General features: G+C 67.0%; 17 protein-coding genes. 5 read left to right on the top strand and 12 right to left on the bottom strand.

The features are described from left to right. Positions 1–8: 8 nt before the first annotated feature. The 8 genes from L1O03_RS03685 to L1O03_RS03650 all read right to left on the bottom strand — a co-directional run bounded on the left by L1O03_RS03685 (position 9) and on the right by L1O03_RS03650 (position 9,001). Positions 9–1,508, bottom strand: coding sequence for a UDP-N-acetylmuramoyl-tripeptide--D-alanyl-D-alanine ligase (locus tag L1O03_RS03685; protein WP_236118095.1), 1,500 nt, complete (start codon positions 1,506–1,508; stop codon positions 9–11). Continuing rightward, complete coding sequence (locus tag L1O03_RS03680; protein WP_236118094.1) at positions 1,501–3,012, bottom strand: UDP-N-acetylmuramoyl-L-alanyl-D-glutamate--2,6-diaminopimelate ligase; 1,512 nt, start codon at positions 3,010–3,012, stop codon at positions 1,501–1,503. Before L1O03_RS03680 ends, L1O03_RS03685 begins: the two co-directional genes overlap by 8 nt. Positions 3,013–3,014: 2 nt before the next feature. Further along, positions 3,015–5,024 (bottom strand): peptidoglycan D,D-transpeptidase FtsI family protein, encoded by a 2,010-nt coding sequence (locus L1O03_RS03675; protein ID WP_420830285.1) that lies wholly within the window; start codon positions 5,022–5,024, stop codon positions 3,015–3,017. Positions 5,025–5,042: 18 nt separating this feature from the next. Next, complete coding sequence (gene ftsL, locus L1O03_RS03670; protein WP_236118093.1) at positions 5,043–5,912, bottom strand: cell division protein FtsL; 870 nt, start codon at positions 5,910–5,912, stop codon at positions 5,043–5,045. Between the two features lie 2 nt (positions 5,913–5,914). Beyond that, the gene (gene rsmH / locus L1O03_RS03665; RefSeq protein WP_236118092.1) at positions 5,915–6,919 is read right to left on the bottom strand and encodes a 16S rRNA (cytosine(1402)-N(4))-methyltransferase RsmH; all 1,005 of its coding nucleotides are present in this window, start codon (positions 6,917–6,919) and stop codon (positions 5,915–5,917) included. Positions 6,920–7,070: 151 nt separating this feature from the next. Next, positions 7,071–7,505 carry a division/cell wall cluster transcriptional repressor MraZ gene (gene mraZ / locus L1O03_RS03660; protein WP_236118091.1) on the bottom strand — a complete coding sequence of 145 codons (435 nt, stop codon included), beginning with the start codon at positions 7,503–7,505 and terminating at the stop codon, positions 7,071–7,073. Between the two features lie 552 nt (positions 7,506–8,057). Continuing rightward, on the bottom strand, positions 8,058–8,453 hold the full coding sequence (locus L1O03_RS03655) for a DUF3040 domain-containing protein (protein ID WP_236118090.1): 396 nt from the start codon (positions 8,451–8,453) through the stop codon (positions 8,058–8,060). A 194-nt stretch (positions 8,454–8,647) separates the two neighbouring features. Further along, positions 8,648–9,001 (bottom strand): SAV_6107 family HEPN domain-containing protein, encoded by a 354-nt coding sequence (locus L1O03_RS03650; RefSeq protein ID WP_236118089.1) that lies wholly within the window; start codon positions 8,999–9,001, stop codon positions 8,648–8,650. Between the two features lie 207 nt (positions 9,002–9,208). Between L1O03_RS03650 and L1O03_RS03645 the strand changes: the two genes are divergently transcribed. The 3 genes from L1O03_RS03645 to L1O03_RS03635 all read left to right on the top strand — a co-directional run bounded on the left by L1O03_RS03645 (position 9,209) and on the right by L1O03_RS03635 (position 12,505). Then, positions 9,209–9,778, top strand: coding sequence for a GNAT family N-acetyltransferase (locus tag L1O03_RS03645; protein ID WP_236118088.1), 570 nt, complete (start codon positions 9,209–9,211; stop codon positions 9,776–9,778). A gap of 74 nt (positions 9,779–9,852) precedes the next feature. Next, a complete protein-coding gene (locus L1O03_RS03640) occupies positions 9,853–10,929 on the top strand; it encodes a polyprenyl synthetase family protein (protein ID WP_236118087.1) in 1,077 nt (358 codons plus the stop codon). Between the two features lie 73 nt (positions 10,930–11,002). Continuing rightward, positions 11,003–12,505: an alpha-(1->6)-mannopyranosyltransferase A gene (locus L1O03_RS03635; RefSeq protein WP_268913982.1), complete on the top strand. Its 1,503-nt coding sequence runs from the start codon at positions 11,003–11,005 to the stop codon at positions 12,503–12,505. On the opposite strand, the gene L1O03_RS03630 is transcribed toward L1O03_RS03635, so the two are convergent. Next, entirely contained in the window at positions 12,474–12,848 is a 375-nt protein-coding gene (locus tag L1O03_RS03630) for an Rv2175c family DNA-binding protein (RefSeq protein WP_236118085.1), read from the bottom strand. The two genes, L1O03_RS03635 and L1O03_RS03630, sit on opposite strands and share 32 nt — an antisense overlap. 181 nt (positions 12,849–13,029) lie before the next feature. Between L1O03_RS03630 and pknB the strand changes: the two genes are divergently transcribed. Then, a complete protein-coding gene (gene pknB, locus L1O03_RS03625; protein WP_236118084.1) occupies positions 13,030–15,282 on the top strand; it encodes a Stk1 family PASTA domain-containing Ser/Thr kinase in 2,253 nt (750 codons plus the stop codon). 105 nt (positions 15,283–15,387) lie between these two features. On the opposite strand, the gene L1O03_RS03620 is transcribed toward pknB, so the two are convergent. Further along, positions 15,388–16,776 carry a class II 3-deoxy-7-phosphoheptulonate synthase gene (locus L1O03_RS03620; protein WP_236118083.1) on the bottom strand — a complete coding sequence of 463 codons (1,389 nt, stop codon included), beginning with the start codon at positions 16,774–16,776 and terminating at the stop codon, positions 15,388–15,390. Between the two features lie 60 nt (positions 16,777–16,836). Then, positions 16,837–17,331, bottom strand: coding sequence for a polyadenylate-specific 3'-exoribonuclease AS (locus L1O03_RS03615; RefSeq protein ID WP_236118082.1), 495 nt, complete (start codon positions 17,329–17,331; stop codon positions 16,837–16,839). A 115-nt stretch (positions 17,332–17,446) separates the two neighbouring features. On the opposite strand from L1O03_RS03615, the gene L1O03_RS03610 reads away from it, so the two are divergent. Next, positions 17,447–18,724 (top strand): glycosyltransferase 87 family protein, encoded by a 1,278-nt coding sequence (locus tag L1O03_RS03610; RefSeq protein ID WP_236118081.1) that lies wholly within the window; start codon positions 17,447–17,449, stop codon positions 18,722–18,724. Here the strand turns inward: L1O03_RS03610 and L1O03_RS03605 are convergent. Beyond that, complete coding sequence (locus L1O03_RS03605; protein ID WP_236118080.1) at positions 18,663–19,403, bottom strand: lysophospholipid acyltransferase family protein; 741 nt, start codon at positions 19,401–19,403, stop codon at positions 18,663–18,665. The two genes, L1O03_RS03610 and L1O03_RS03605, sit on opposite strands and share 62 nt — an antisense overlap.

Below are 19,403 nucleotides of genomic sequence, written 5' to 3'. Positions count from 1 at the left end.
CATTCTCTTCACTTCGTGGGTTCCTCGTCGTCCTCGGCGAGGAGGGCTTCCGCCACACGCCACAGGCGCTGGGCGTTCGACGCCTTCACCAGCACAACATCGCGGGGCCGCAACCTGTCGTCCAGGTACTCCGCGGCCTCGTCCACGCTAGTGGCAATCTCTGTAGTTATACCGCGCGCGGCCGCGGCCTCACGCATTGCCCGGCAGCACTCGCCGTCGTGGGGATCGACGGTGAGGAGCACGTCAATGCGGTAGCGCGCGAGATCCTCGGCGATGGCCTCATGCGCGGCGGCGGCATCCTCGCCGAGCTCTCCCATCTCACCAAGCACCGCGACACTCCGCGCCTCCGGGCGGGCGCTGGCGGTATAGGCCAGAGCGGCGATGCCCGCGCGCATAGACTCCGGATTCGCATTGTAGGAGTCATTGATGACAGTGACCCCATCCGCCCTCGTCGTGACGTCCATCCGGTGGGCCGAGGCCGGCCGGTGCCGCTCGAGGGCCTCCGCCACCTCCGCGATGCTCATCCCGCAGTGCAGGCCGACGGCAGCCGCCGCCACGGCATTGGACACCTGGTGCTCCCCGAAGACGTTGAGCGCGATCCGCGTGGGATCCTGCCCCGGGGCGTGCAGGGTGAAGGAGGGGCGGGTGATGTCGTCGAGCGCGATGTCGCTGGCGTAGATGTCCGCATCCGTGGCCGGCGGGGTGGCCGTCGAGTAGCGGCAAACCTGCGCGCTGGTGCGCTCGGACATGGTGATGACGAAGGGGTCATCGGCGTTGAGGATGGCCACACCCTCGGCGGGCAGGGCCTCCACGAGTTCGCCCTTCGCCTGCGCGATGTTCTTCCGGGAGCCGAACTCCCCCAGGTGCGCCGAGCCGACGTTGAGGACAACCCCGATGCTCGGCGGGGCGATCCGCGCAAGGTGAGCGATGTGCCCGATCCCGCGGGCGGACATCTCCGCGACGAGGTAGCGCGTCGACTCCGTGCAGCGCAGGGCCGTGTAGGGGTGGCCGAGCTCATTGTTGAAGGATCCGGGGGGCGCCACGGTCGGCCCGGAGCTGGACAGCACGGACGCGATGAGGTCCTTCGTCGAGGTCTTCCCCGCCGACCCCGTCACGCCGATGACAGTGAGCCCGCCAGCCGTGAGCCTGCGCACGACCTCCCGCGCGAGCGCCGAGAGCGCCTCAATGACCGCCGTCGCCGAGCCGTCCTCATCGTGGGCAAAGGCCTCCGCGTTGCCGCCGGCCGGCCCGTGGGGCTCGACGATAATCGCCGGCACCCCCACCGGGCGGGCGGCGAGAACCGCGACCGCTCCGGACTCCAGCACCGCCTGCGCGGCGTAGTCATGCCCATCGACCCGCGCCCCGGGCAGGGCCACAAAGAGGTCCCCCGGGCTGATCTTCCGCGAGTCGAACTCGACCGAGCCCGTGATGGTCTGCTCGGGGTCACGCACCTCGCTGAGCGTGCCGCCCACGATCTCCGCGATCTCCGCCAGGCTGAGCTCAATCATTGTTCACCTCTCCCCGCGCTGCTGCGAGCGCTGCTCGGACTTCTTCCCTGTCATCGAAATGGTGCGTGACATCGCCGACGAGCTGCCCCGTCTCATGCCCCTTCCCGGCGACGACCACGGCGTCCCCGGGCTGCGCCCAGCGGATGAGTTCGACGATAGCCTCGCGGCGATCACCGATCACACGAATCTCCGCCTCGGTGCCGGCATCGCGTGCCCCGGCCTCGACGGCCTTTCGGATCGTGGCCGGGTCCTCGGTGCGGGGGTTGTCGTCGGTAATGATGAGGAGTTCAGCGAGTCGCGCCGCCGCCTCCCCCATGAGGGGCCGCTTGGCGGAGTCGCGATCCCCGCCGGCGCCCAGGACAATGCCCAGCCGGCCCTGGGTCTGCCCGCGGAGGGTGTCGAGCACCGCGGCCACGGCCGCCGGCTTGTGGGCGTAGTCCACCACGGCGATGAAGTCCTGGCCCTCGTCGATCCGCTCCATGCGGCCCGGGACCGCCACGTGGGCGATGCCCTCGGCGACGGCCTTCTCATCCACCCCGGCCGCGCGCGCGAGCGTGAGCGCCAGCGCGGCATTGCTGATGTTGAACGCGCCCGGCAGCGGGAGGGCGACGCGGATGTCCTCCTCCCCCTCGGTGTGAAGGAGGAAGGTCTGCGCCCCGGCGGAGTCGACTTCGATGTCGCTCACCGTGACCGTGGCCTCGGCGTCGGATCGCCGGGAGACGGTGATGGGCTCGGCGGCGATCCCGGCCATGCGCTCACCCCACTCATCGTCGACGCAGATGACGCTCTGCTGGGCGTGCACCGGCGAGGTCGGGTGGAAGAAGCGGGCCTTGGCCTCGAAGTAGTCCTCCATGGTCGGGTGGAAGTCGAGGTGATCCTGGGAGAGATTCGTGAAACCGGCGACGTCAAAGTCGCTGCCATCCACGCGCCCGAGCGCGAGCGCGTGGCTCGAGACCTCCATCACCACGTGGGTCACGCCCTCGTCCACCATGTGCTTGAAGAGCCCCTGGAGCATGGGCGCCTCCGGAGTGGTGAGCGGAGTGTTGACGGGATGACCATTGATCTTCGTCCCCGTCGTGCCGATGAGCCCCACCGAGCAGCCCGCGTGCCGGAGGCCGGCCTCGAGGAGATAACTCGTGGTCGTCTTCCCGGAGGTCCCGGTGATACCGATGAGGGTGAGGTGACGGGAGGGGTGCCCATAAACCTCTGCGGCGACGACGCCGAGGATCGCCCGCACGTCCTCGACGACGATCACCGGCCGCTCATCCCCCTCTTCCTCGAGGATGCGCTGCCCGGTGACGTCGGTGAGCACGGCGGCGGCCGGCGTGTCCGGGGCGAAGCGGGCCCCGTGCGTGCGGGTGCCCGGCAGCGCGGCAAAGAGACCTCCCTCCGGCACCGCGGTGGAGTCCAGACTGATGTCGGAGATGAGGATCTCCCCGGCGGCCTCGTCTCCGTCGAGACGTCCGCCCGCGAGATCAACGAGGGTGGCTAAGGATGTTCCCATGGTTACTCCGTTGCTTGTAGAACTAGTTGCCCTTCCATCGGCGGGGAGGGAGGCACGTTGTCTCGATCCAGAAGCCAGGAAGCAATATCGGTGAACAGCGGCGCGGCGGACTGCCCGCCCTCGCCGTGGACGCCGCGATGCGGCTCATCGAGCATGATCGCGACGACATAACGCGGATCATCCGCCGGCGCGATGCCCGCGAAGGTGATCCAGTATTGACTTTGCGAGTACGCCCCGGTGTTGGGGTCAACCTTCTGGGCCGTGCCCGTCTTCCCGGAGAGCTGATATCCGGCGAGCCCGGCATTGCCCGCCGTACCGCTTTGCACCCCGGTGGGGTCATGCTGAAGGACGGCCCGCAGCATGTCGGTGACGGTCCGGGCGGTCTTCCCGCTGACCACCTGGGTCCGCTTCGGTTCATCGAGCGGCTGCTCTTTGCCATCGGCGGAGGTGATGGAGTGGATGATCCGGGGCTCCACGCGCTCCCCACCATTGGCGATGGTCTGGTAAACCGACGCCATCTGCAGCGCGGTCCACGACATGCCCTGCCCGATCGGCAGGTTGGCGAAGGTGCCGCCACCCCACTGCTCCGGCGCGGGATAGAGCCCCTGGGACTCGTTGGGCAGCTCGATGCCGGTGCTTTGCCCGATCCCAAACTTCTCCAGGTATTCGGCGAACTTCTTCTCTCCAAGGCGCTGCGCCAGCTGGAGCGTCCCGACGTTGGAGGACTTCCCGAAGATTCCGGTGGTGGTGTACTTCACCGTGCCGTGGTCCCACGCATCCCGCACGTTGACGCCGGACATTTCGATACTTCCGGGAACGTCGTGCACCTCGTCGGGCGTCGTGAGCCCTTCTTCGATGGTGCTGGCGGCGGTGATGACCTTCGCGACGGAGCCGGGCTCAAAGGGATGCGAGGTGGAGGTGTTGTCGAAGATCTTCCCGTCACCCAGCTGCTTCTCCAGGTCCCCGTTGGGATCGATGGTGTTCGAGTTCGCCATGGCCAGCACCTCGGCGGTCTTGGCGTCGAGCACCACCGCCGAGGCATCCTTGGCGCCGGAGTTCTTCTTCGCCTGCTCCAGCTGCTGCTGGACATAGGTCTGGAGATCCAGGTCGAGGGTGAGCGTCACGTTGGAGCCGTCCACCGCGGGCACCTGGTCACGCAGCGTGCCGGGAATGACCTGCCCATCCACGGAGACATCCTCCACCTTGCGGCCGTTGATGCCGCTCAGGTCATTATCCGCCCAGGCCTCGAAGCCAAACTGCCCCTGGCCATCGACGGACACCTTCCCGATGATGTTCTCCGCCACCGCGCCATTCGGGTACTGGCGAATGTCCTGGTGGTCGGCCGCCACGCCGTGGTACTCCGCGGCGATCTCCGCCGCCACGTCCGGATCCACATTGCGGACCAGCACCTCATAGGAGGAATCCTCGTGGAGCTTCGTGAGGAGGTCCTCGCTCTTGACCTGGTCATCCTTGCTGTTCGTCGCACCCTTGATTTTCTTCGGGATGCCCTCGGCCATGTCCTTGAGACGCTTCTCGACGCGCTCATCCTTGAGTTTCTCCCGCTCATCCTTGGGCACGCCCTCCTGGGCCATCGCCTGGATTTCCTGCTCGCCGAGCTCCCGGCGCAGCACGATTGGAGAGACCGTCAGCGAGCGCGCCTGCATGGTGTAGGCCAGCTGGCGCCCTTCGCGGTCGGTGATTTCTCCGCGGCGCGCCGGCTCGACGTACTCCGAGGAGCGCTGCCTCAGCGCTTGCTGATGAAGATCCGGGCCCCACACGAGCTGCACCCACGCCAGGCGCCCGATGAGAACAAAGACCAACGCCACAATGACCACCACGACGACGGCCACCCGCGTCGTATGCCCCAGCGGGATAGCGGCCGGGCGAGCTGTCGGCCCGACGCGCGGCACGCGGCCGCGTTCGCGCTGCTCACGCCTGTCCTGGGGATAAGGCGAACGGCGGGACGAGCGACCTCGTCCCGCGTATCCCCTGCCATCCTGTGGTGGCGTCACGACCTCTGTTCACCAGCCTTACTGTTGACGCGGCGGATAGGGTGTCCGGCCCGGTTGATTCTGGCTCGGGGCCGGGGCGGCCGCCTGGGCGTCGCCCGGGGCTTGAGCCTGCGGGTCAACGGTCTGTGCGGGGGTGTTCTGCCCCTGGCTGGGCAGGCGCTCCCCGTGCGGAACGGCGGCAAGACGGTCAGCCATATTACGGGTGTCAGCTGGGTTGGAGCTGGCGGTGTGCTGAGAGGAGGTTTCAGCATTGATATCGATGACCGGCCGGGTCGTCGCATCACCGGGCCGCTGCTCCACGAGCGCGCCGTTCTCATCCGGGCCCATGACCGTCGGCTGAACAGGCACGACCATGTTCATCTCCTGGGCGCGCCGCGCGAGCTCAGAGGCCGAGGACTTGTCCGCCAGGTCCCGGTGGAGGGTCTCCAGCTGGTTCTCCAGCTGGGACTCCTGGGAGGTGAGCTGCTGCATCTCGAAAGCCTGCTGCGTGGTGACACCAGACAGGTACATAGCCAGCGCGATCCCGCCGAGCAGCATCGTCACGATGAGCCCGGCAATCTTCACCCAGCGATGGGTCACCCGCACCGAGCCGATACGGCGTCCCCGCACCGACACGACCTGCCGGGATCCCAAACGCCCCTGGCGACGCCGCGTCTCCTCCCGGCGCGGCAGCCCGGTCGCGGGCTTCTGCGGGCGCGGAGCGAACGCGGTTCCCGTCGACCAATTCCTCGTGCCCGTCCGGGAGCGCGAGGGCGTGGTCACCGGGCGCGCCGTCGGAACATGGCGGCGCTCGGCCGTCCTCACGCTCCGCCCTGGGCGCGAGGCAGCGTGCTCCCTCTCACGGGCGCGGGCACGGCCACGGCTGAAGCGATCGCTTCGGGTCGTCATGGTCATCGCTGGCCTCCGTACTCTGTGCTCGTTTTCTCCACCGCGCGCACCCGCACCGGCGCGGCGCGCGGATTGTCCTCAATTTCTACCGCCGATGCCTTCTCCGCCCCGCGCGTGAGGAGGCGGAAGCACGGCTGCGTGCCGGGAAGATCCATGGGCAGCCCGGGCGGGGTTGCCGACGACGTCATGTCCCCCAACGCCTTCTTCACGATCTTGTCCTCAAGGGACTGGTAGGACATGAACACCATCCGCCCGCCGAGCCCCAGCATCTCCGCGACGACAGGAATCGCGGCGCGCAGCGAATCAAGTTCCTGGTTCACCTCCACCCGCAGGGCCTGGAAGGTTCTCTTGGCGGGGTGGCCGCCGGTCCGCCGGGTGGCCGCGGGGATCGTGGCGTAGAGCAGCTCGACGAGCCGCGCCGAGGTCGTGAAGGGCTCCTTCTCCCGCTCGCGGAGGACCGCGCTCGCGATCTTCCCGGCGAAGCGCTCATCCCCGTACGTCTTGAGCACGCGCGCGAGATCCCCGTGGGAATAGGTGTTGAGCACGTCCGCCGCCGTCTTCCCGTGGCTGGGATCCATGCGCATGTCCAGCGGCGCATCCGTGCGATAGGCGAATCCGCGCTCGACCTGATCGAGCTGCATGGAGGACACCCCGAGGTCGAAGAGCGCCCCGGCGAGTCCATCCTCGACGAGGGCAGCCGCGCGCGGATTGTCCGCGATAGCCTCCGCGCACTCGTCGAAGCGGGCGTGGAGAGGAACAAAGCGCTCCCCGAAGGGAGCAAGGCGGGCTGTCGCATCGCGCAGGGCATTCTCATCCCGATCGACGCCGATGACATGGGTGTCGGGGAAGGTCTGGAGGAAATTCTCCGTGTGGCCCCCGGCGCCGAGGGTGGCGTCGAGAATCACGGCACGGTCCCCCGCGGCCGTGACGGCAGGGGCGAGGAGCTCTGTCACGCGATCGCGCAGCACGGGAATATGTCCGTGGTTGGCGGCTATGCGGTCCTCCAAGGCGTGGCCCCCTCCGTTGTCCTTCGCGTACACGGGACGACAATGCGCGGGGCGCATATAGGGCCCTGTCCGAGGGACGCTCTGATATCGGGGAAGTACACCAGAGCGTCAACCTCAGACAGAGTCCATATACGCACTCCGGAGTGGCTCCTTAGAGAAGACCACCGAGCACGTCATCTGAGTCAGCTGCCGAGAAATCAGCTTCCGTGTCCTCCTGGTACCGAGCCCAGGACTCCGCGTCCCAGATCTCCAGGAAGTCCACCGAGCCGATGACCACGCATTCCTTCACCAGCCCCGCATACTCACGATGCGCAGCCGATAAAGTGATCCGCCCGTGCCCGTCAGGACGCTGCTCATCCGCACTCGCAGCGAGGTTGCGGATAAACGCACGAGCCTGCGGGTTAGTCCTGGAAACCGCGGCTGCCTTGCGGGCGCGTGCCGCGAATTCCTCCCGGGGATAGACCGCCAAACTGTGGTCTTGCCCCTTCGTGACCGTCAGGCCTCCAGCCAGTTCCTCCCGGAACTTCGCTGGAAGGGTCAATCGCCCCTTGTCATCGAGCTTTGGCGTGTAGGTACCCAGAAACATGACCGGGCCCACCTCCTCCGCTCGTGACGCGGATCGACTTTCTCGAGCTGTGGCGCAGTCTCCTCTCCGGCCGAGAGGCCAACCGCCCCACCGCTGCGCCCCACATTACCCCACTTTCCCCCACAATCAACACTTTTCCTTCCCCCGTCGTCCCCAATGCCCCCTAAAGATGCAGGTTAATGCAGGAAAATTCAGGTGGGACACGAAGCGCGGCCCATACCATGACAGGCGCGCGAAAAACACCATGCGCACCACAAGAACACAGCAACCCCATAGACACCTACAGGCACCGAGGGCGACATTCTTCAGCGTTTTCGCTGTTCACAGCGGTGAGAGAGCAGAGCACTCCACCCACGCGGGAGAGCACATCACCACAACCACGGGGCACAGTGGGGGAAAGTGGGGGATCATGGTGGGGCGATGTGGGGAGCGGGGTGAGCGCGTCATCAGCGCGGCACACAGAGAGCAGCGGCGCGCCGCACCCCAGGCACAACAAAACCCCTCGCTGCAGCGAGGGGTAGGGGTCAGCGGATCAGAGGGCCGGAGGCAGGCCTAGTTGTTATCGAAGCGCCGACGGAAGTTGTCCTCCAGCTTCGAGCTCAGGCTTCCCCCGCCCGAGTGACGGCGGGGGCTCGAGGCCGCAGCCCCGACGCGGGCCGGCACCCCATCACGGCGCGCCCGGAGCATCCAGATCCCGGCACCCAGCATGAGAACGAATCCCACGATGCTCAGCGCCACCCACCACAGGTTGGACTGGGCGAGCGCAACGCCCCCGAGAAGAAGAACGAGCCCAAGGACCACGAGGGCGATCCCCCGGGCGCTGACCATCCCCTGCGACGGTCCCCCGTCATCGACGTCGCTGACGGAGGCGCCGAAGCGCGGATCGTCAGCAAACAGGGACTCCTCAATTTCGCGGAGTGCCCGACGTTCCTCATCCGATAGTGCCACGACATCCTCCCAGTTACGTCTGTGTTCTGGATTTGCAGCCCTCCCGGCGCGCTCGCGCCCGGACAAGAAGGCCACCTATGTGGTCTAACGTTCAGGCTAGCGCGAATGTTCCGCCGCGGTGGAAAAGATGCGGCGGACACCCACCCGACTGGCGGGGCGGCGCGCTTCCCTACCTTGCCCCGCCAGGCTGAGCCCTAGGCCGCGTCCTGCAGATCCACCCCTTCGCACTCATCGAGGAACTCGCCCACCCGCGCCAGGAGCTCGTCGAGACGGCGGGGGTCGTCGATCCCCCGCACGCCGGCCATGAGCCGCTGCCGAGTGGAGCTGAAACGGCGGAACACCTCCGCCCAGTAGGCCCCTCTCTCATCGATGAGGGCGAGCCGCTGCCACGCCCCGGAGGGGACGCGCCGCCGGCGCCTTAGCCCCGCCTCCTCGATCCGCGAACCAGCGGTCCGCAGCGCCGCCTGGTACGCGCTTTCGAAAGCATGCGCGTAGTCACCCTGCTCCCGCTGCGCTTCCGCCTGCTCCAGAAGGGAGTGTGCCTTCATAAGGAAGCTCATCCTCCGCGAGGACGGCTGAGCATACCTGGTCGTTGCCGACATGACCTGGACCATGATCATCACGTCCTTTCTCTCTCTATTGACACCCGTGACCCTAATCAGCACCCCGGACATCACCCGCCAACCTTTCGAACACACTTTCTATCCTACACGCCTCGCCCCCAGCCCGCCCCCGCACATGGTTCGATAGACACTGTGCCTGTCGAAATCCGCCGCCTCACGATCCCCGAATTCTCGGTGCACTGCCCCTCGTTCGTGGACATTTATCTCTCCGCGATGGGCTACCCGACTGACATCAAGGACAGGCAAGTCGCCCACTGGCGGCGTGACACCACGCACCCCGGCTTCGAGGCGCTGTGTGCCATCGACCGCGGCTACATCGTGGGATTCGCCTATGGCTTCCTGGGATCACGAGACCACTGGTGGTATCACCAGCTCGTCAAGGGGGTGCGTGAACAGGCGCCGTCGAGCCCCCTCCATTGGCAGGTGCTGAGCAGCTACTTCGAGGTGGCGGAAGTGCATGTCGCGCCCTCGTGTCAATCGCGCGGCATCGGACGCCACCTCCTGCGTGGCCTCACCCACCGCGTGCCGGCGCTCTACACCGTGCTCTCCACCCCCGAGGTTCCCGACGAAGCCAACGCGGCCTTCCACCTCTACCGCTCCGAGGGCTACCGCGACTTGCTGCGGCACTACTATTTCACCGGCGATGACCGCCCCTTCGCAGTGCTCTACTCCCCCAGCGTGGGCCAGCGGGAGGAGCGCTAACTCCTGCCCGAGGACCGGCCGGTATCGTGGGGAGAGTTCAAGAATCTTCCTCGCGCTTTCGGAGTGTGCACCTGATGACTGCCTTCGACGAGTTCCCCCGCCGCGTCACCGCGACGTTGCACCGCTACTTCGACGCCCGCGCCGAGGAGGTTGCACGCATCGGTGAGCCGGTGAGCCTCGCCGTCCAGCACCTTCGCGACTTCGTCCTCAACGGCGGCAAGCGGGTGCGCCCCACCTATGCGTGGGCGGGCTTCCTCGGCGCGAAGGGCCTCGACGGCGCAGAGGATCCCGAGGCCGTCCTCACCGCGCTCTCCTCGCTCGAGTTCATCCAGGCCTGCGCCCTCATCCACGATGACATCATCGACGCCTCCGACACCCGCCGCGGCCAGCCCACCATCCACCGACGGATGGAAGCCCACCACCGGGACCACGGCTGGCACGGCGAGGCGGGGCACTTTGGGGAATCCGTCGCGATCCTCGTGGGGGATATGGCGCTGGCCTGGGCGGAGGATATGTTCCTCGACTCGGGGCTCAGTCCCGACGCCCTCCGCCGCGCCCGAGAGCCGTGGCGCGCCATGCGCACCGAGGTCATCGGCGGGCAGGTGCTCGACATCGTCTCGGAGGCCTCCGGCACGGAGGACATCGCCGCCGCGGAGGCCGTCAACCGCTTCAAGACCGCGGCCTACACCATTGAACGGCCGCTGCACCTCGGCGCCGCCCTCGCCGGGGGAAGCCCGGAGCTCATCGCCGCGCTGCGCGGCTATGGCCGGGATATCGGCATCGCCTACCAGCTGCGCGATGACCAACTGGGCGTCTTCGGTGACCCCAGCGTGACCGGGAAGCCCGCCGGCGATGACGTGCGCAATGGGAAGCGAACCGTCCTCCTCGCGACCGCGCTCCAGGCCGCCGACGCCCACGACCCCGCCGCGGCGGAGGAACTTCGCCAGGGAGTTGGGCACACGAGGGACGAGGCCCACGTGCACCGGCTCACGGAGATCATCCGGGATATGGGGGCGGAGGATGCCGTCGAGAATTCCATTGCGGAGCTGCAGGAATCGGGCCTTCGCCATCTCACGGAGGCGGGGATCGATCCTGAACTGACAGAGAATCTGCGGATGCTGGCGCTTCGCGCCACCGAGCGGCGATCCTAGGTCGGCGGCTCGGATGCTTCGGAGAACGCAAGGAGAATCGGTGAGAATTTCAGCGCGCAACCTGCCCTCCTGCATGGCCCTGACCATTGGGTCCACGCTCGTGCTGTCGATCAGCTCCTTCGGCGCGGGGGCCACCCGCAACCGGGGTGGCATGCTCGACGCGCTGGGGCTCGACTTCCTCGCCTATGGCCACGGCGGAGCGGTATCCAACCTCTTCTTCTTCTGGTCGCTTGTCGTGCTCATTGGGACGTGGGCGCTTGCAGGACGGCGATTCGTCTTCCAGAGCACTCGCCCAGAGGCCGAGCGGCTGCGAGAGATTCGCCGCCTTCTCTTCGCACAGATTCTCTGCCTCATCCCCGCGGCGCCCATGCTCTCGCGGGACGTCTACTCCTACCTCATGCAGGGCGCCATGGTGCGCGACGGCTTCGACCCCTACACTCAGGGCGCCGCGATCAATCCCGGCCCCATGCTGCTCGAAGTCTCCTTCGACTGGCGCAACACCACGACCCCCTACGGTCCCCTCCACCTGTGGATCGGCAACGTCATCACACACATCGTGGGGCAGAACGTCACTCTGGGCGTGCTGCTGTACAAGATCGTGTCCATCCTCGGATTCTTTGCGATCGCCTGGGCGATCCCGCGGATCGCGGACCGGCTCGGAGCCTCCCCGACGCTGGCGCTGTGGATCGGCGTGTCCAACCCCCTCATGGTGCTGCACATGGTGGGCGGGATGCACAATGAGTCGATCATGGTCGGGCTCGTGAGCCTGGGTCTCCTCTGCGCGCTGCGCCGGAGATTCCTCCTCAGCGTCGCGCTCGTGGGCGTCGCGGTCTCGCTCAAGGCCACGGCGGCGATCGCGCTGCCCTTCATCGTCTGGCTCGCGGTGCGGGCCTTTGGCGGGGATCGTCACGCGCCGCGTGGCCGACGCATCGGAGCCTTCATCCTCTCCGGGGCGATTGGCGTCGTGGAAACCATCGCCGTCGTGAGCCTCGTGACGTGGGTGTCGGGCTCTAGCTGGGGCTGGCTCTCCGAGATCAGTGGAAACTCCAAGGTCATCAATCCGCTGGCGCTACCGTCGCTCCTCGCGAACCTCGTGACCCCCTTCTTCCAGCTGGGGAACGACGACTTCAGCTACAACACCCCACTCGGGATCTTCCGCACGATCAGCATGGTGTGCATGCTGGTGGGCCTCGTCCTCGTGTGGTGGTTCTTCCGCTCCGACGCCCGCCGCGCCCTCACCGGAATCTGCGCCGCCTACCTCGTGGCGTTTGTCTTCAACTCCGTGACGCTGCCCTGGTACTACGCGAGCATCATCTCACTCCTCGGCGTCATCTCGCTGCCCAAGCCCCTCATTAAGTGGGTGATCGGCGTGTCGATCGTCCTCACCCTGGCCTTCGCCGGGTCGGGCAACCACATGCTCTACAACGTGGGCTGGATGGTGGCGACGGCGCTCGGAGCCTGGATCCTCGCCGACCTCTCAATGGGCCCGCGGCGGCGCGTTTCCCTGGCGCACGCCGCCGGCCAGGATCCCGCCGAGGGGGAGGCTACACCGCCATCCCCTGCGCCCGCCGCATAACTTCCCGGGCCAGGTGGCCGTGGAGAGCGTCCACCGGGCGCCCGGGCAGGGAGTCATCCTCAGTGAAGAGGTAACGGAGGATCTCTTCATCGTTATAGCCGCCGTCGGACAGCACGGTGATGAGCCCCGGGATGAAGCGGTTGACCCCCTTCTCCCCAAAGAACACGGCGGGCACCTTGCGCACGCCCTCGTCCTTCACCGCGAGGAGCTGGTGAGACTTCACTAGGTTCACCACGTGCGTGACAGGCACGTCGAGGCGCTCGGCGATGGTGGGGAAATCGAGCAGCGGTTCCCCGTCGGGAAGCAGTGAAGCATTCACGCGGATCTCTCTTCTCTCTGACATAGTCCTCTACGAGTGGTGGATCAGGCGGAAACGGCCTCGCCGAACCCGCCACCACACTCCGCAGAGTACACGGTACGACGCCTTCCCTCGCCTCCTCCCGGCGGCCCGAGCGCGAGAGACACACACGGGACGAGAGTGGGGTATGTGGCAAGGCTAAAAGGTGATCGTCCATACTATAGCCATGGCTGAACTGAACGTCGGGGAGATTCTCGAAGCGCGCTACCGGATTGATCGTCCGATCGCCCGTGGCGGGATGTCCACGGTGTACCGCGCGGTGGACCTGCGCCTGGCCCGCGCCGTGGCGCTCAAGGTCATGGATCAGCGCTTCGCCGCAGACCCCGTGTTCCGCTCGCGTTTTCGACGGGAAGCCCGGGCGATGGCCCAGCTTTCCCACCCCAACCTCGTCAACGTCTATGACTTCGGCTCAGATGGCGATCACATCTTCCTCGTCATGGAGCTCATCACGGGCGGGACGCTGCGCGAACTCCTCGCGGAGTCCGGCCCCCTCCCGCCTTTCGCTGCCGCGGCCGTCATGCGCGCCCTCCTCACGGGACTTTCTGCCGCCCACGACGCCGGCATGGTGCACCGCGACATCAAGCCCGATAACGTCCTCATCAACGGCAACCATGCGGTGAAGCTCGCGGACTTCGGCCTCGTGCGCGCTGCGTCGCAGAGCACGGAGACGGGGAAGATCGTCGGCACGGTGTCCTACCTCTCCCCGGAGCAGGTCACCGGCGAGGAGATCACGCCGGCCAGCGACGTCTACTCCGCTGGCATCCTCTTCTTCGAGCTCCTCACCGGCCGCACACCCTTCCGCGGCGAGTCGCAGCTGGATCACGCCTACCAGCGCCTCACCGAGGACGTCCCCTCCCCCTCCTCCCTCATCGAGGGGGTGCCTCACCTCATCGATGAGCTCGTCGCCACCGCCACCGCCCGCGACCCCGAGCAGCGCTTCACCGACGCGGAGGAATTCCTCGCCGCCCTCGACGACGTCAGCCGGGAACTCAATTTCCCCTCCTATTACGTCCCCATCCCCCACAACTCCGCCGCGCATCGCGCCGCCGAGATCCCGCCGGATACCACGGGCGTGGCCGGCCCCCTCGAACCGACGAGCATCCTCGCGAGCGAGGGCCGCGATGACTCCGACGGCCTCACGGAAGTCATCCGCACGACGCGCATGGAGGATCCCCGCCGCCCCTGGGACTCCCCCACCGAGGAGGACGGGCAGACCAGCATCCTGCCCAGCGGGCAGCCGGCGCCCCCGCCTACACCCGCTGCCGCCGCCGCGCCGGGTCCTCAGCGCACCCCCGCGCGTCGCGACGCCGACAGGACGCCCACGCCCCCGCCCTCTGCCCCGGTGAGCAACCGCTCCCGCACCTCGCTTATCGCGTGGATTGTGTGCGTCGTGATCCTTACCGCGGCGATCGCGCTCGGCGGGTGGTGGTTCGGCTCCGGGCGCTACGGGGAGATCCCGCAAGTCATCGGCATGACGCAGGAGGAGGCCACCGCCCGCATCGAGCAGGCGGGCTTTAGCACCTCCATCCGCGAGGTCTACCGCGATGACGTCGCCAGCGCCCAGGTGGCCGGCACCGAGCCGGCAGGAGGCGACAAGCAGGTGCGCGGACGCGCGGTGACCATCCTCGTCTCCCGCGGGCAGCCCACCATTCCCCCGATCCCCGAGGACCGCAGCCCCGACGCCTATCGCCAGGCGCTCGCCGATCACTCGCTGAGCTACGAGCAGGCGGAGGCCGAGCATTCCGACGATGTCCCGGAGGGCAAGATCGTTCGCGTTGACCCCAGCCCGGGGCAGGTCGTGAAAGTCGATAGTGCTGTTCACGTGCATCTCAGCAAGGGCCCGGCCCCTGTCCACGTCCCGGATCTCAAGGGCGTGAGCGTCGACAAGGCTCGGGAGATCCTCGAGAAGGCGGGGCTCACGCTGGGCGATGTGCACGAGAAGTTCGATAGCGACGTGGCCGGCGGGGACGTCATCTCCTCCGAACCCGGCAAGGACACCTCCCTCGCCCGTGGCTCCAAGGTGTCCGTCACCGTCTCCTCCGCCGTGGAAATCCCCGACATCCTCGGGATGAGCCGCGACCAAGCTGCCGCGGAGCTGACGAGCGCCGGGATCGGCGTGCGCTCCGTGGAGGTCGCCGGGGGCACGGTGGCCGATGCGGCGGACACCGTCGTCGAGGTCTCCCCCTCACCCGGGAAACTGCTTGATCCCGCGGATGCGTGGGTGGTGCTGAAGACCCCGGAGAAGGTGCGAGTGCCCCGGGTGCTGGGCTCGGCGGTGAAGGATGCCCGCGATTCCCTCCGCATCGCGGGCCTGGGTATCAAGACCGATGATGAGGACGGGGATCTCGTGTACCGGCAGTCCCCGCGGCCGGGCAAGGAAGTAGACCCAGGCACGGCGATTAAGGTCGACGCCTTCTAAGGCGCCCCGGGCCGAGGTCAGCCCGGGTTCCCCCGGCGCTCCCGCCCCCGCCGCGACTCAGGCCGCGCAGCCCCCGCTGCGCGGCCTTCGCTGTGTCCGAGTGTCCTAGCGGCGCAGCATCTCCGCCACGAGGAAGGAGAGCTCCAGCGCCTGCTGGGTGTTGAGGCGCGGATCGCAGGCGGACTCATAACGGCCAGGCAGGTCGACGTCGGTGATGTCCTCTGCCCCACCGAGGCACTCGGTGACATTTTCGCCAGTGAGCTCGATGTGGATGCCGCCCGGGTGGGTCCCGAGGGAGCGGTGGACCTCGAAGAAGCCCTGGACTTCGTCGAGCACCTTGTCGAAGTGCCGGGTCTTGTACCCGTTCGAGGAGGTAAAGGTGTTGCCGTGCATGGGGTCGGTCTGCCAGACCACCTTGTGCCCGGACTCCGCCACCGCCTGCACGATGCCCGGCAGCACCGTGCGCACCTTGTCATGCCCCATGCGGGCCACCATGGTGAGCCGCCCGGGCTCGCGGTGCGGATCGAGCTTATCGGCGTAGGCCACAGCCTCCTCCGGGGTAATGCTGGGGCCGATCTTGATCCCCACGGGGTTCGCGATCATCGCCGCGAAATTGACATGGAAGTCGTCGATCCCGCGCGTGCGCTCACCGATCCACAGCTGGTGGGCGGAGAGATCGTAGAGCTTCGTCTCTCCATTCTCGTCCTCGCCGAGGCGCAGCATCGCGCGCTCATAATCCACGAGCAGCGCCTCATGGGAGCAGAAGATGTGTGCCGTGCGCAGGTTGGAGTCATCGATCTGGCAGGCGTGCATGAAGCGCAGGCCGCGCTCGATTTCCTGAGCCAGGGCCTCATAGCGGGCCCCTGCCGGAGAGTTGGCCACGAATTCACGGTTCCACTCGTTGAGCCGGAACAGATCCGCCGTGCCCGAGCCCGTCAGCGCGCGCACGAGGTTCATCGCCGCCGAGGAGTTCGCGTAGGCCCGGATCATCCGCGCAGGATCGTGACGACGCGCCTCGGGCGTTGCCTCCACACCGTTGACGATGTCCCCCCGGTAATTGGGCAGGCCGTTCGCGTCGAGATCAGAGGAGCGCGGCTTGGCATACTGCCCCGCGATGCGCGCCATCTTCACGACGGGCGTCGAGGCCCCATAAGTCAGAACGACCGCCATCTGCAGCAGCGTCTTGATGTTCGCGCGGATGTGGGGCTCAGTGTTGGACTCGAAGGTCTCCGCGCAGTCCCCGCCCTGGAGGAGGAAAGCGCGCCCCTCGGCGACCTCCGCCAGCTGGTGCTTCAGCGCATAGATTTCCGGCGGAAGAACGATGGGCGGCACAGACTCGAGAATCTTGCGGACGGTATCCGCCTGATCCTGGTCCCAGCTGGGCTGCTGCTTGGCGTCGCGGGAAATAACGTCTTCAAAGACCTCCTGGATGCCGGCGGGCAGCGGCGGCAGATCCGGGAGAGCTTCCTTGGGGATATCGACAGTCCAACTCACACCTTCATTCTTAGCATGAGCCCTGGACATGACCCCGCGCGGGTCCATCCCCGCTGGTCCTTAGGCACGCGGAAGCGGCAGAGCCTCCTCGCACACCTTGAACTTCTCCCAGTTATGCCGGGCATCCACGAGCGCATCGTGGTTGCCCTGCGGGGTCTTGGGGAGGGTCGGCTTTCCCGCCATCTCCCAGTACTGCTTGAGCTCATGGGTGAAGCGCGGCAGGGACTTCGGCATTCCGCTCATATCGCCGAACAGCTGGGCCAGCACAACATGGTCATAGGCCCCCACCCACGCCCAGAGCTCGGGACGTCCCCGGCCAGCCGTGAGGAACTCGACGACCTCATCGCGGATGGTATCCCGAGATCGCCACACCTCCGTGCCGGGGCTGGGCAGCTGGGAGAGGACATGCTCAGCCACCCACGCATTCGCCAGCGAGGGGTCGAATTCCGTGGACACCGCGTAGTACTCGCGCCCGTCCTCGGCCACGATGCCGATGGAGATCAACTCGATGGTCCGCCCATCCTCAATGAACTCCGTGTCATAGAAGTAACGCACGGCGGCGGTCATCCTTCCCAGTCATGCTTGCTCAGTCCCGAATGTGGTCCCAGTTTCTCTAGCCTATCCGTCGCTCCCTCCGGTGTGAGCTATGACCCCCTGCTAGATTGTGGTCATGCGTGTCCCCTCTCTCCCTCGCTCCCGCGATGCCGCATGGCCCATCGCCATCGCCGGCACGGTGGCGATACTGGTGGGGATCGCCTCCATCTGCGTCGGGGCGGTCATCCCCGGCCTGCCGGTGCCGCTCATCCCCGTTGATCTCAGCATTTATGTGGAAGGCAGCCATGCTGCTATCCACCACGAGGGCCTCTATGAGAACTCCTATCCCTCGGATGCCGGCTTCCTCCCCTTCACGTACCCGCCCTTCGCGGCGATAGTGTTCTGGCCGCTTTCTCTCCTGGGGCTCCCCGCCGCAGCGGCGCTCATGTGCGCCCTCTCCCTGGCCTCGCTCATGCTCATCCTTCTCCTGGGGATACGGCGCCTCGACGAGGCCTATCCCCACGCCCTGGGTTCCTCCCTCCCCACAACCAGGCGCGTGCTCCTCGCTGTCCTCCTCGTCTTCCCCACCGAGCCCATCTGGCGGACGCTCGCCTATGGCCAAGTGAACCTCCTCCTGGCGGCCCTCGTCCTCATCGATCTCTGGGGCCCGCGCTGGCGAGGGCGCGGTGTTCTCCTCGGCATCGCCGCAGCGATCAAGCTCACCCCGGCGGTCCTCGCCCTGACTTTCCTCATCGAGGGGGATCGACGCTCCGCCGCCCGCTCAATCGCCGGCGGCGTGGGAGCGACGCTGCTGGCCTGGCTCATCCTCCCCCGCGAATCGACCACCTACTGGTTGTCCACGCTGCGCCATGTCGACCGGATCGGCGAGTCCGTGATCCCAGCACAGCAGTCGCTGCGAGGGGTCGTCGATCGCCTCGGGCTGCCCCCGCACGTCTCGTCCGTGCTGTGGGGCATTCTGCTCTGCTGTGCCCTCGTGCTCTTCGGAATCATTGCCCTGCGGCTGAGCCCCCGACGCGCAGGCGAATGGACACCGCAGGCCCACCTGTGGGCTCCCCTCCTGTGCGGGCTCCTTGGCCTACTTCTTTCCCCGATTTCGTGGAGCCATCACTGGGTGTGGCTCGCCCTCGTGTGGCTCGTCCTCCTCAGCACCCGCCGCTGGGAGTGGGCCCTTGCCTACGGGGTTCTGCTCTACGCCCGCCTGCACTTCGCTGGCGAGATATCTGGCCTCCCCGGCGCGCTGTCCTGGGTTCTCGAGGCTGATTTCGTCCTCGGAGCCATCGTGCTCGCCGGGGTGGCCGTCGCCCGCGGCCTCCCTGCTGCTGAGACGACGACTAGCCCTGCTGAGGTTCAGCCCCCTCGGGGTAACCCTTCCCCGCTTCAAGAGAGGCTTTGACGTCCGAGGCATACATGTCCACGTAGGGCTTCCCCGCCATGTCCGCGAGGACATGCATGACCCTGTCGGTGATGACGCGCGCGGCCTCCCGGGAGTCCTCGCTCACGCCCTCTTCCGCAAGCACGATGTGCGGGTCGATGGGCTTGCCGACGACCATCCGCACCTTCTTCGGGCGGATGATCCACGAGCCAATGGGGTTGGCCTCCCGGCTACCGATCATCGCGATGGGAACAATTGGCAGCTTGCTGCGCAGCGCAATGCGCGCCACACCCGTGCGCCCCTTGTACACGCGCCCGTCGGGGCTGCGCGTGCCCTCAGGGTAGATGCAGAAGAGGTCGCCGTTGGCAAACACGCCCTCGGCGGCCTTGATGATGGCCTCACCAGCGTGAATATCATTGCGGTCCACGGGGATCTGCCCCACAGCGGTGAAGAACCACTTCTGGAAGCCGCCCACCAGGCCGGGGGTGGTGAAGTACTCGCTCTTCGCGGGGAAGGTCAGCTGGCGATGCACCATGAGCGGGAAGTAGAAGGAATCCATCACGGCCTGGTGGTTCGAGGCAATGATCCCCGGCCCCGACTCGGGAATGTTCTCCAGCCCAGTGATGGTCGGCCGGTTCCACACCCTCAAGAAAGGCCCGAGGAACACATTCTTGAAAGCCCAGTACCACTTATTGTGCAT

It is taken from the genome of Corynebacterium uropygiale (assembly GCF_021568315.1).
Classification (GTDB): Bacteria; Actinomycetota; Actinomycetes; order Mycobacteriales; family Mycobacteriaceae; genus Corynebacterium; species Corynebacterium uropygiale.
The sequence above is the reverse complement of the archived record's forward strand: the minus strand, read 5'-3'. Positions and strand labels throughout refer to the sequence as shown.